Below are 11,554 nucleotides of genomic sequence, written 5' to 3' on the forward strand. Positions count from 1 at the left end.
TTTTTTTCGGCTTTTGGGGGGGGGGGGGGGGGGTGGGGAGAAAATGTCTTCCCTCTCTTCCAGGATGGGGGGTGGGGAAGGGGGGGGGGCGGAAGGGGCGGGCCCGGGCCACTGTGCGTCCCCCGGGCCCGGTGGCGTCACGCCCAGGGGTTGAAGGGGATGCCGCCGGGCTTGGAAGCGTTGAGCAGGTTGCGGAAGCGGTCGTCCTTGTCGGTGGTCTTGATGGTCGCCGAGCCGAAGTCGGCGTTGTTGAGCCGGTCGCGCAGCCAGGTGCTCGGCCAGCCGTTCCAGTCGACGATGGGCGGCTGGCGCCAGCTGTGGTAGTGGTTCTCCGGCGGCTCGTCGTTGCTGTTGGCCAGCCGGAACAGGTGGGTGAGCGCCGGCAGGCCGTCCTTGTGGTAGACGACCTTGGGGTGGCTGCCGCTGAAGCGCACCGACGAGCGCGGGTAGGTGGCCTGGCCGCCGTGCTGGGTCACGGTCAGGAACTCGACCTGGTTGGACGACTGCTTGACCCAGGAGATGACGTGCTCCCAGTCGTGGCGGTGGCCGCCCGAGCCGTTGACCGTCTGATCCTTCTCGAAGTAGCTGGCGTACACGATCGCGCACCAGCCGTTGTTGCACTTGGACCGGGCGTAGGTCTGGGACCGGTCCAGGTCGGACTGGTCGTGGCAGTTGCCGTTGATGGCGCCGGAGGTCTTCAGACCCGGGTTGAGGGTGCCGTCGGGGCCGATGGCCGAGACGGCGTAGCAGCCGTCCACGTCGTAGTCGTAGGCGGGCGAGAACGAAGCCTCGTAGCCGCCGGCGCGCTGCGGCAGATTGGGCAGCGAGTCGGCCTGGGCGGCCGGCCCGGAGAAGGTGAGCAGGAGGACACCGGCGCCGAGGACCGTCCCGATCCGGCCCCGGGTGCGGGTCGCGCGCCCGGTCGCGGAGCCCTGGGCCGTGGTGGCCGGGCCGGTCAGCGAGGAACTGTTCATGTATCCCTGTTTCGTCAGGAGTTGATGGGGGCCGCCCGGCAGCTGCGGGGCGGCGCACATCGAGCATGGCCGTGATCCGCCCGGGGCGGATCCGTCCAATGACTGACGGGATGCGGAAGCCGGCGCCCCCGTGCGGGCAGGGGCGCGGCCTGACCTTCGGTCAAATGACGTAGTCGGGTGCACGCCGGGAGGGCCCCCGCCCGGGGTGCCGGCGCGCGGCCCGACACCTCGGGAAGGGGCGGGCGGGCCCGCTCACCGCAGGCGCGCGTCGAAGGTCAGCGCCTCGACGAGCTCGCCGACCCGGCGCTCCGGCAGGCCCCGCGACACGAACCAGGCGCCGACGTTGCGCACGTCGCGCTCCAGGAACGAACGGCCGCGCGGATTGGCGACGACGTCCACGATCTGCGGCACATCGATGATCACCAACCGCCCGTCGTGGACCAAGATGTTGTACGCCGAGAGGTCGCCGTGCGCGTAGCCGTCGACGGCGAGCAGCGACAGGTTGCGGCCGAGTTGCTCCCACAGGTCCTCGACGTCCACCTCCTCGGCGCGCAGCTGCGCGAGCCGGGGCGCGGCGGTGCCGCCGGCGTCGCCGACGAACTCCATCAGGATCTCCGTGCCCAGGATCTGCACGGGGTACGGGACGGCCACGCCGGCCGACCAGAGCCGGCACAGCGCCGTGAACTCGGCGGCGGCCCACTGGCCGGCGATGGCCTCCTTGCCGAACGCGGTGCGCTTGGCCATGGCCCGGGCGATCCGGGACTCCTTGTGCTGGCGGCCCTCCAGGTAGCCGGAGTCGCGGTGGAACATCCGGTGCTGGGCGTCGCGGTAGCGCTTGGCCGCCATCAGCGTGCGCCGGTCGGTCCCGGGCACGCCGCGCTCCAGGAGGAAGACGTCGGCTTCCTTGCCGGTCTTGACCAGCCCGAGTTCGGTGTCCACGGCCGCGAGTTCGGTCACCACCCAGGCAGGACGCGGCGCGGGGCCCTTCTCGGTGGGGGTGGACTGGTCCCAGGTGGACCAGCGATCGCCCTCGGCGGGACCGTCGGTGGCGGGCGTCGAACCGTCGTCGTAGGTGTGGTCGTAGCCGTCGTCGTAGCTGCCGTCGGGGGTGTCATCGTCGGCGAAGTCGTCGGCGCTGTCCGCGCCGTGGGTGTCGTGCGGGTGGCCCGCGAGCTCGAAGGCCTCGAAGTGGTAGGCCACCTCGGGCTCGAAGTCGCCGTCCCGCTCGGACCGGCGGCCGCGACGGGGCGCGCCCTTGGGGCGGATACGGGAGAAGGAATCGTTGTCGGCAAAGCGCTCACGCACTGCGGTGGCTCCTGAGGAACGGCCCACCGATGCGCCAGTCGTGAGGCGTCGTCAGCCGGTGGGCGAAAGACGAGAGGAAGAGGCGTCTGGCGCGCACACGAGGGCGCGCCGCATCACGGCGGCAACCATTGGTACGCACCTCCTCTGCTTCTCCACGTCGGTCCTCGCGCCACGGCACGAGAGCACCGCGGCGGCGCCACGGCGGCACCGTGGCGGGAACGGTGAAAGCTTAGCGACTTCCAAGATCGGCGCAACCGAATTCTTTTCGGTGCGCGGTGCGGCACCGGGATGAGGACCGGGACCGGGACCGGACCGCCCGACATGCCGCGCACGGCCCAAGGTCGCCGACCGGCGGCCGACGGCGCGGAACAATGCCGGAGGTCGTACGAGACTGGAGGTCAAATCATGGACAGCACCGCGCAGTTCCGCGCCTGGGACGTCCGCGAGTCGGGTCCGGCCGACGCCCCGCACCGGGTCCTGCTGCTGCCCGGCGGGCTGTGCGGCGCGGCGTTCTACGAGGACGTGATGGCCGCCCCGCCGCTCGCCGGCGCGCCGGTCCGGCTGGTGGCGGCGACCGTCCCGGGCCACGCCGGGACGGTCGCACCCGCGGACGTCTCGATGGAGAACTACGCGGCGATCACCGGTGCCTTCGCGGCCGAGCACGGCTGCACCACCGTGGTCGGCCACAGCATCGGCGCCAACATCGCGCTGGAGATGGTCGCCGGCGGGCACTTCTCCGGGCCGGTGGTGCTGCTCTCCCCGACGTTCTCACGACCGGACGAGTCCAGAGCGCTGGCGATCGCCGCCGCGATCGGCCGGGTCCCCGGGCTCGGCTCGCTGGCCTGGCCGGCGATGCTGTGGCTGACGCCGAAGGCGCTGGCCGACAGCATTCCGGAGTCGCGGCGGGAGGCCCTGCTCGCCGACCTCGGCAAGAACTCCGCGTCGTTCTGCCGCCGGGCCATGATCGAGTACTTCGCGTACCTGGACCGGCACGGCCAACTGGTACCCCGGCTGTGCCGCTCCGGCGCCCGGGCCCTGGTGGTCCGCGGCGACCGGGACGAGGTGGGGCTCACCGACGCCGAACGGGCCGCACTGGCGGCCTGCCCCACGGTGACCCTGGAGGTGGTCCCCGACAGCGGGCACCTGGTGCTGCTCGAACAGCCCGACGCGGTGGCCCGCCTGATCGCCGGCGCCGTGCTCGGCCCCGCCTCCTGAGCCCGCCACCACCGGGCGTCAGGGACGCGCGGGCCCGCCGGTCGCGGTCGGGGGCCGCCCGGCCCGGACGGCAGGCGAGGGGGGACGGCCACCGTCCGGGCGCGGCGGGCGCACCCACCGCGCCCTCTTCTCACCCCGATCCGCCGGGCCAAACCCCACGCCCGCGGGCCTCTTCCGCCCGGCCGCCGGGAGCCACCGGTCGGCGCCCGGTCCGGGCGTCCGACCGACGGGCGGCGGACCGGCGGGGCGGCTTGCCGACGACCGCCGGAGGACGGACATTCGTGGTGGCGCTGTCGGCGGGAACCCGCCCCGGGGAGACCGTCCACCGGCAGGCCGCCCGACGAGGTCGAGGTGGGTGTGGCGATGAGCAAGGTGGAGGAGTCGATCGACGTGGACGTGCCGGTCCGCGTCGTCTACGACCAGTGGACGAGCTTCGAGCGCTTCCCGGAGTTCATGGAGGGGGTGGAGGAGGTCCGGCAGCTGGACGACCTGCACGCCCACTGGAAGACCAGGATCGCCGGGCTGTCCCGCGAGTTCGAGACCGAGATCGTCGAACGGGTCCCCGACGAACGGGTGTCCTGGCGCACCAGCAGCAGCAATGTGAAGCACACCGGCACGGTCTCCCTGCACCCGATCGACGCGACCCACACCCGGGTCAGGATGACCATGGACTTCGAGCCCACCGGATTCGCCGAGAAGGCCGCGGACAAGCTGGGCGTGCTCGACCGGATGGTCAGCGGTGACCTGCGGCGCTTCAAGCACTTCGTCGAGAACCGCGGGGCCGCCCCCGGGAGCGCCGGCTCCTGACCGCGACGCGGGGCCGGATTCCCCGGCCACGCCCGGCCGGCGACCCTCCGTGGCGGCCGTGAGCAGCGCGCAGGCGAGGTAGCGGCCGCGACGCCCAGGAGCACGACCCGGACCTCGCCACCGCCGCGAGCCCCCCGGTCGCGGACCGCGCCCCGGGCGGGGCCGCCGCCGGCGCGCCGGGCTCAGAATCCGCGGGCGGCGGCGCCGTCGCGCAGCAGGGCGAACGCCTCGGCCGTCTCCGCGGTGGCCAGCACGGCCACCTCGCCGACGTCCTGCCCGTCGGCGAGCCTCGCCCAGGTGGCGTGGGCGAGGACCTGGCGCACCGCCGTGTACTGGGCCGCGAGCAGCCGGGCGGTGACGTTCCCGTCCGGGCCCAGCGCCTCGGCGAGCGCGCGGGTGTCGGCGTCGAGGTAGTCGAAGAGGTGGGCGGAGAGGCTGGGGGTCTCGTAGACCAGCCGGAGGAAGGCCAGCACCTCGGGGCTGTCCGTCAGCCCGCTGCTGGGGTCGCGCGCGGCCAGCCGCTCCAGGTGGTGGCGCTCCAGCGCGTCCAGCGGGGTGGTCCCGGCCGGGCGGGCGCGCACCACCCGCCCGGCCTCGCCGAGGTGGTCGGCGAAACGGTGCAGGACCAGCTCCTCCTTGCTGCCGAAGTAGCGGAAGAGGGTGGGCTTGGAGACCTCGGCGGCGGCGGCGATCTCGGCCACCGAGACCTGGTCGAACCCGCGGGCCAGGAACAGGGCGATCGCCGCCTCCGCGATGGCCTGCCGGGTGCGCTGCTTCTTGAGGGTCCGCAGACCCGTGTCCGACTCGCTCATGACTCGATCATAACCGGGAAATGTTTGTTACTCGGTTGCTTTTCTTACCGAGTTGCAGTTTGCTGGTGTGCATCACCGACGAGACGGAAGGGCGGACACACCATGACAACCGTGGTGATCGTGGGGGCGGGACCGACCGGACTGACCCTGGCCTGCGGGCTGGCGCGGCAGGGGGTCGCCGTGCGGGTCGTCGAGAAGGCGGCCGCGTTCCACACCGGCTCACGAGGCAAGACGCTCAACCCGCGGAGCCTGGAGGTCCTCGCCGACCTGGGGCTCGGCGAGCGACTGGCGGCCGCCGGCCGCACGCACCTCCCGTTCCGCAAGTACTTCGGCGGCGAGTTCGTCAACGAGACCGAACCGTTCGCCGACGCCCGCCGCAGCACGGCCACCCCCTACCCGGCGAGCCTGTGGCTGCCGCAGACGCGGGTCGAGCGACTGCTGCGCGAGAAGCTGGCCGAGTACGGGGGGACGGTCGAACTCGCCACCGAGCTCGTGGACTTCACCCAGGACGACGAGGGCGTGGAGGTCCACCTCGCAGACGGCGGACGGATCTCCGCCGAGTACCTGGTCGCCTGCGACGGCGGCCGCTCCACCGTGCGCAAGCTGCTGGGGATACCGTTCGTCGGCGAGGGCGACCCGGAGCCGCTCATGGTCTGCGGCGACGTCGAGGTCGAGGGCCTCGACCGCGGCGCCTGGCACCAGTGGTTCGGACCGCAGGGCGTGTTCATGCTCTGCCCCTTCGAGGGCACCCGCCGCTGGCAGCTCCAGGCGAGCCCGGAGACGGACGCCGACGGCCGGGCGGTCGCCCCCTCCCTGGAGAGCTTCCGGCGGCTGGCCGCCCTGCACACCGGTCGGACGGACCTCGTGCTGACCAACGCCACCTGGCTCTCCACCTGGCGGGTCAACGTCCGGATCGCCGAGGAGTACCGCAGGGAGCGGGTCCTGCTGGCCGGCGACTGCGCGCACGTCCACCCCACCGCCGGCGGGCTCGGCATGAACACCGGCATCCAGGACGCCTGGAACCTCGCCTGGAAGCTCGGGCACGTCCTGCGCGGCCTCGCCGCACCGGCCCTGCTGGACACCTACCAGGAGGAACGCCGGCCGGTCGCCGCCTGGACGCTCGACGTCACCACGGCCGGCATGACCAACGTCATGGCGGGCATCGGCACTCCGGGCGTGGGCGTCGAGGCCGGCCGGGTGGGCGACCTCACCGGCCTCTCGCTCGGCTACCGCTGGAGCCGGCTCGCGGCCCCCGGTCCCGACGGTCCGCTCCGGGCCGGCGACCGGGCCCCGGACGCCGTCTTCACCGGCCCCGACGGCAGGCCGGCCCGACTCTTCGAGCACTTCGCCGGGGACCACTACACCCTGCTCGGCTTCGGCCCGGGCACCCGCCCCGCACTCGCCGGACTCCCGGCCCACGTCCGGCCCGTCCTGCTCGACGACCCGTCCGACGACGCCCACCGGACCTACGGGATCGCCACCGACACCCTCGCCCTCGTCCGACCGGACAACCACCTCGCCCTCCTCGCCCCGGCCACGGCCCGCCAGGAGGTGCTCGACCACCTGACGGCCCTGCGCTAGCCGGCCGCCCGACGTCGCGCCCCTAAAAGCGAAGACGTTGCGTTAGTGACCTGGCGTGATCTACGATCGGCTAACGCAAAGGCGGAGCTTTAACGTCTCCCGCCGCCGCGGCGACGCCACCCGTACGAAGGGAACCCCGGTCCATGCACACGACGTCCGACGACCCGCGCGGTGCTTCACCCGCCAGCGGCACCATCCCGGCCTGGGCCGTCGGCGACCTCACCGTGCACCGGATCGACGAGATCCCCCTGCCGCCCGGCACCGGGCAGTGGCTCCTGCCGGACGCCACGCCCGAGGTCGTGCGCGGGCAGGACTGGCTGCGCCCCGACTTCGCCGACCCGGCCGGCCGACTGCTGATCGACAGCCACACCTTCGCGTTCACCGTCGGCGGTCTGAAGGTCCTGGTGGACACCGGGATCGGCAACGGCAAGGACCGCGCCAACCCGGCCTGGCACGACCTCGACACCGACTACCTCGACCGGCTGACCGCCGCCGGGTACCCGCCCGCCGACGTCGACCTCGTGATCCTCACCCACCTGCACACCGACCACGTCGGCTGGAACACCCGCGCCGACGGGGACGGGGCGTGGGTCCCCACCTTCCCCCACGCCCGCTACCTCACCTCGCGCACCGAGCGCGAGTTCTGGGCCGGCCGGGAGATGGACGAGCCGCGCCGCCGGATGTTCCGCGACTCGGTGGACCCGGTGGCGGAGGCCGGGCTGCTCGACCTGGTCGACGTCCCGGCGGGCGGCGCCGAGGTCGCCCCCGGCCTGCGGCTGCTCCCCACGCCCGGCCACACCCCGGGCCACCTGGCCGTCGAGCTGTCCGGCGACGGCGGCGCGGCCCTCGTCACCGGGGACTGCGTCCACCACCCGGTCCAGTTCGCCCACCCGGCCATCGGCAGCTGTGTCGACATCGACCCCGCCCGGTCGCGGGCGACCCGGCGGTCCCTGCTGGCGTCGCTCGCCGGCACCGGCACGCTGGTCCTCGGCACCCACTTCCCCCCGCCCACCGCCGGCCGGGTGGTCGCCCACGGCGACGCCTACCGGCTGGAGTCCGTCCCCGGCACCCCCCGTACGGCGCGCTGACGCCGGAGTGGGGCGTCGGACGGGCCGACGTCCCACTCCGGCAGGACCACGACGCCCGGCCGTCAGCCGACCGGCTCAGGGGTCGGCCGGGCCGGCGCGGCCGACGCGGGGCCGGCGGCCGAGGCCGCCCCCAGGCCGGTGCCGCGCGTCTCCTCGGCCCACAGGACGCACACCAGCAGGCCGACCGCCGTGGTACCGGCCGCGATCAGCATGGTCGGCCCGGTCCCGAGGCCGCTGAGCGACAGCGGCAGCAGGTACGTGCCCACGGCCGCGCCGATCCGGCTCACCGAGGTCGCGACGCCGACCGCCGTCGCCCGGATCTCGGTCGGGAAGAGTTCGTTCGGGTAGGTCCAGTCGAGCACGTTCGGGCCGCCGCACAGGAACGCGTAGGCACAGAGCGCGATGACGGCGACGGCCGCGGGGGCGGCCGGCCAGACACCCAGCAGGGCGAGCGGCACGATCATCAGGGCGAACGACCAGATGATCACCGGACGACGGCCCCAGGTGTCGATCAGCCGGAGCGCCGGGAAGCAGCCCAGCAGGAAGACCAGGCTCACCAGGGCCGTACCGAGGGTGTCCAGCACGGTGCCGCCCGGCATGCCGAAGGAGGCCAGGATCTGCGGGCCGAAGGTCAGCATCGCGAAGAGCGGGCCGACCTGGCAGAGGAAGAACAGCCCGCAGAAGAGCGTGCGGCGCCGGTAGGGCTCGGTCATCAGCAGCCGCAGGCCGCTGGGACGGCCCGCCTCGGCCGGGTCGGGCATCAGTTCCCGCCCGTCGACCCGGACGCCCAGGTGCTTTTCGACCACGCGCACCGCGTCACCGACCCGCCCGTTGGCGGCCAGCCAGCGCGGCGACTCGGGCGACCCGCGCCGGATCACCAGGAACACCACGCAGAGCACCGCGGAGCTGGCCAGCATCCAGCGCCAGCTGCCGTTCCCGCCGATCCGAAGGAACAGGTAGCCCGTCAGGTAGGCGAGGACGGAACCGGCGTACCAGGCGATGATCTGCTGGCCGAGCAGCCGCCCGCGGTGGCGGGCCGGCAGCCACTCGGCGAGCAGCGAGGTCGCGATCGGGTAGTCGGCGGCCACGGCCAGGCCGAGCACGAAGCGCAGCACGGCGATCGCCCACACCTGGTCGACCCAGAAGGAGAGCACCGAGCAGACGACCATCACCAGCAGGTCGGCGGTGTACATCACCTCCCGGCCGATCTTGTCGGTCAGCACGCCGAACAGCGCGCCTCCGACGAACATGCCGACCAGGGCGGCGGCGCCGATCAGGCTGACCTCGGCGGTGGAGAGGCCGAGCTCGGGACGCATCCCGATCAGGGCCACGCCGACGATGCTCAGGATGTAACCGTCCAGCAGGGGCCCACCGGAACAGGCCAGGGCCAGTCTCCGGTGGAAGGCGGTATACGGGGCGTTGTCGATGGTTCGGGACATGGAATTCGGGTCCTCCGGGGCGTACGGCAGTGCTCCCGCACTCCGTGCGCCTGGTAGACGGCAGAAGTCGGGGCCGCCCGGTCGGACGGCCCCGTCACCCGGACCCACCGGGCGACCGTCCACGGTTGCCCGCTCCGAAGCGGTCCCGACGGGGACGAAGGTCCGCCGGTTCCGGGCCCTTGGTCCCGAACCGGACGGGCCGTGGGACCCGTGCGTCGGGGGCTTCGGCCTGCCAGGCCCGGGAAGCACCGCTCCGCGCGCTCCGGCCGGGCGGACCGGGTGACACTTCTCACCCGACCACGGTAAATGTCTGAATTGCCTGATATGTGATGGCGCGGGCAGCTGCCACGGATCGTCAACGGGGCCCCCGGACAGCTGGTCCGGCCCCGCCGCCCCGCGCCGGACACCCAACCCGCCGGCAGCGGGCGGCCGATGGTGACGACCGGACCTCGGGCGAGCCGCGACCCGCCCTCGGGGCGGCCGCTCTGACGGACAGTCCGGCGAGGGTCCCGGCCGCCGCCCCGGCCGGGACGGCCACCCCGCCGGTCCGGCGGCGGCCGGGCGGACCTACCCGCCGGTAATCTCCGCTGCCGAACCCCTGGACACCCGGGCGCACCTGGTCCACGCTTCAGCTCCATGACCCCTACGCCGGCCCCCCGGGGCTCCGTGCAGCCCGCCCTCCTCGACGCCGTCCTCGGCGTGGCCGAGGACATCGCGGCGCTGCTCCGCGACCGCCCCGACACCGGCCGGCCGATCCCGGGCGCGCTGTGGACCGTGGGCGAGGCGGCGGCCCATCTCGCCCTGGCCAACGGGCTGATGGCCGAACTGGCCGCCGGTGAGCGGCGGACCTACGGCGACGGCACGCCGGCCGGCCTGGCCGCCGCCAACGCGGCGTCCCTGGCCGCGTTCCCCGAACGGGACGCGGTCGTCCTCGCCGAGCAGATCGTCCGGCACGCCCGCGCCTTCACCGAGGGCTGTGCCGGTCGGCCCGCGTCGACCGAGGTGCTGACCCCGCTCGGACCGATGGACCTGGCCACGCTGGCCTCGTACCTGATCACCCATATGCTCGGCCACGGGTACGACCTGGCCGTCGCGCTGCGGCGGCCGCACATGGTGGACCGTCACCGGGTGGCGCTGGCCGTGCCGTTCCTGATGGCCGCCATGCCGCGGGTGGTCGACGGCCGCTCCGCCGCCGGTCACACCGCCTGCTACGACCTGCGGGTGCGCGGCGGCGCCCGCTTCACGGTGACCTTCCGCGACGGCGTGGCCGAGGTCTCCGCCGACCCGGCCCGCCGACCGGACTGCACGATCCTCACCGAGCCGGTGGCCTTCCTGCTGCTCGCCCTCGGCCGGTGCGGCCCGTACGCGGTGCTGGCCCGGGGCAAGGTCCTCGCCTGGGGGCGCAGGCCGTGGCTCGCCCTCGGGTTCCCGCTGCTGTTCACCGCCCCCTGAGCGCCGCCTCGGGGCGTGCGCCACTCAGGGCAGCCGCCCCCAGCTGGTGACCAGGCCGGGCGAGAGGTCCGCGACGGTGCCCGTGGCGAGGGACTCCCGCGCCTCGTCGAGGAGCCGGGCGTCGACGAGGCCGGTGGCGAGCATGGCCTCGCGGGTGCGGTCCCAGGTGTCCAGCCAGAACGCGGTGATCGGGGCGTCCGCGACCAGGGCGGGCACGAACACCTCCGCGCCGACCTCGGACAGCCCGAGGTCGCGCAGCAGCCGCGGACAGTCGGGGGTCCAGCTGATGTCCGTGCCGATGGACGTCCGCAGCGCCCGCCACATCGCCCGCATCGCGAGCCGGTACGGGGTGTCCGGCGGCGCGGCCGTGGTGAGGTCGACCGGGTCCCCGAGGACGAGGTACCCGCCCGGGACGAGGAGGTCCCGCAGGCGGGCCAGGACGCGGTGCCGTTCCGGCAGGTGCATCAGCACGAAGCGCGCGTGCACCAGGTCGAACCGGCCGCCGGGGTCGAAGTCGGGCGAGGAGACGTCCGCCGTGAGCGTCCGCAGCGCCCCGCCCGCGAACGGTTCGACGAAGCGGGTGTCCCGGTCGACGGCGAGGACCTCGCCGGCCCCGCCCGCCGTCGCCAGCCAGCGCGCGATCGTGCCGGTACCGGCTCCCACCTCGCAGCAGCGCATTCCCGCGCCGACCCCGAGGGCGCGCAGCCGGGCGCGGGTGACGTGGTCGTAGGCGAGGGAGCCGAGATCGATGCGTTCGCCCTCGCCGGGCTGCCAGGGCTCGAAGAGGGATTCGCCGTACCCGCCGTCGGCTCCGGCCGGGCCCGGCGCGACCGGGTCGGTGGACATCCGGTGTCCTCCCGTCATGCCGTCATGCCGTCGTG

At 73.9% G+C, this 11,554-nt stretch carries 10 protein-coding genes; 5 read left to right on the top strand and 5 right to left on the bottom strand.

The window, feature by feature from the left end:
• Positions 1 to 137: 137 nt before the first annotated feature.
• Positions 138 to 974, bottom strand: a complete 837-nt coding sequence (locus tag ACZ4UX_RS10415; protein WP_329491581.1) for an NPP1 family protein — start codon at positions 972 to 974, stop codon at positions 138 to 140.
• Between the two features lie 252 nt (positions 975 to 1,226).
• Positions 1,227 to 2,279, bottom strand: coding sequence for a serine protein kinase RIO (locus ACZ4UX_RS10420; RefSeq protein WP_465706313.1), 1,053 nt, complete (start codon positions 2,277 to 2,279; stop codon positions 1,227 to 1,229).
• A 405-nt stretch (positions 2,280 to 2,684) separates the two neighbouring features.
• Between ACZ4UX_RS10420 and ACZ4UX_RS10425 the strand changes: the two genes are divergently transcribed.
• Both ACZ4UX_RS10425 and ACZ4UX_RS10430 read left to right on the top strand, forming a co-directional pair.
• Entirely contained in the window at positions 2,685 to 3,494 is an 810-nt protein-coding gene (locus ACZ4UX_RS10425) for an alpha/beta fold hydrolase (protein WP_465706314.1), read from the top strand.
• 363 nt (positions 3,495 to 3,857) lie between these two features.
• Positions 3,858 to 4,301 (top strand): SRPBCC family protein, encoded by a 444-nt coding sequence (locus tag ACZ4UX_RS10430; protein WP_329491578.1) that lies wholly within the window; start codon positions 3,858 to 3,860, stop codon positions 4,299 to 4,301.
• Positions 4,302 to 4,483: 182 nt separating this feature from the next.
• Here the strand turns inward: ACZ4UX_RS10430 and ACZ4UX_RS10435 are convergent, their stop codons facing one another.
• Positions 4,484 to 5,113 carry a TetR/AcrR family transcriptional regulator gene (locus tag ACZ4UX_RS10435; RefSeq protein WP_465706315.1) on the bottom strand — a complete coding sequence of 210 codons (630 nt, stop codon included), beginning with the start codon at positions 5,111 to 5,113 and terminating at the stop codon, positions 4,484 to 4,486.
• A 102-nt stretch (positions 5,114 to 5,215) separates the two neighbouring features.
• Here ACZ4UX_RS10435 and ACZ4UX_RS10440 point away from each other — a divergent pair, with 102 nt between their 5' ends.
• Positions 5,216 to 6,694: an FAD-dependent monooxygenase gene (locus tag ACZ4UX_RS10440; protein WP_465706316.1), complete on the top strand. Its 1,479-nt coding sequence runs from the start codon at positions 5,216 to 5,218 to the stop codon at positions 6,692 to 6,694.
• Positions 6,695 to 6,837: 143 nt separating this feature from the next.
• Positions 6,838 to 7,782 (top strand): MBL fold metallo-hydrolase, encoded by a 945-nt coding sequence (locus tag ACZ4UX_RS10445; protein ID WP_465706317.1) that lies wholly within the window; start codon positions 6,838 to 6,840, stop codon positions 7,780 to 7,782.
• Between the two features lie 62 nt (positions 7,783 to 7,844).
• Here the strand turns inward: ACZ4UX_RS10445 and ACZ4UX_RS10450 are convergent, their stop codons facing one another.
• Positions 7,845 to 9,221 (bottom strand): MFS transporter, encoded by a 1,377-nt coding sequence (locus ACZ4UX_RS10450; protein ID WP_359808610.1) that lies wholly within the window; start codon positions 9,219 to 9,221, stop codon positions 7,845 to 7,847.
• A gap of 636 nt (positions 9,222 to 9,857) precedes the next feature.
• Between ACZ4UX_RS10450 and ACZ4UX_RS10455 the strand changes: the two genes are divergently transcribed.
• Positions 9,858 to 10,673, top strand: a complete 816-nt coding sequence (locus tag ACZ4UX_RS10455; RefSeq protein WP_465706318.1) for an SCP2 sterol-binding domain-containing protein — start codon at positions 9,858 to 9,860, stop codon at positions 10,671 to 10,673.
• Between the two features lie 24 nt (positions 10,674 to 10,697).
• On the opposite strand, the gene ACZ4UX_RS10460 is transcribed toward ACZ4UX_RS10455, so the two are convergent.
• Positions 10,698 to 11,519 carry a class I SAM-dependent methyltransferase gene (locus ACZ4UX_RS10460; RefSeq protein WP_465706319.1) on the bottom strand — a complete coding sequence of 274 codons (822 nt, stop codon included), beginning with the start codon at positions 11,517 to 11,519 and terminating at the stop codon, positions 10,698 to 10,700.
• Positions 11,520 to 11,554: the final 35 nt, after the last annotated feature.

Source organism: Kitasatospora sp. NPDC028961 (genome assembly GCF_055564815.1).

What these genes read in the sequence shown, in the direction of transcription:
- ACZ4UX_RS10435 (WP_465706315.1), bottom strand. Translation starts at nt 5,113, where the DNA reads ATGAGCGAGTCGGACACGGGTCTGCGGACCCTCAAGAAGCAGCGCACC.
- ACZ4UX_RS10440 (WP_465706316.1), top strand. Translation starts at nt 5,216, where the DNA reads ATGACAACCGTGGTGATCGTGGGGGCGGGACCGACCGGACTGACCCTG.
- ACZ4UX_RS10460 (WP_465706319.1), bottom strand. Translation starts at nt 11,519, where the DNA reads ATGTCCACCGACCCGGTCGCGCCGGGCCCGGCCGGAGCCGACGGCGGG.
- ACZ4UX_RS10445 (WP_465706317.1), top strand. Translation starts at nt 6,838, where the DNA reads ATGCACACGACGTCCGACGACCCGCGCGGTGCTTCACCCGCCAGCGGC.
- ACZ4UX_RS10450 (WP_359808610.1), bottom strand. Translation starts at nt 9,221, where the DNA reads ATGTCCCGAACCATCGACAACGCCCCGTATACCGCCTTCCACCGGAGA.
- ACZ4UX_RS10455 (WP_465706318.1), top strand. Translation starts at nt 9,858, where the DNA reads ATGACCCCTACGCCGGCCCCCCGGGGCTCCGTGCAGCCCGCCCTCCTC.
- ACZ4UX_RS10425 (WP_465706314.1), top strand. Translation starts at nt 2,685, where the DNA reads ATGGACAGCACCGCGCAGTTCCGCGCCTGGGACGTCCGCGAGTCGGGT.
- ACZ4UX_RS10415 (WP_329491581.1), bottom strand. Translation starts at nt 974, where the DNA reads ATGAACAGTTCCTCGCTGACCGGCCCGGCCACCACGGCCCAGGGCTCC.
- ACZ4UX_RS10430 (WP_329491578.1), top strand. Translation starts at nt 3,858, where the DNA reads ATGAGCAAGGTGGAGGAGTCGATCGACGTGGACGTGCCGGTCCGCGTC.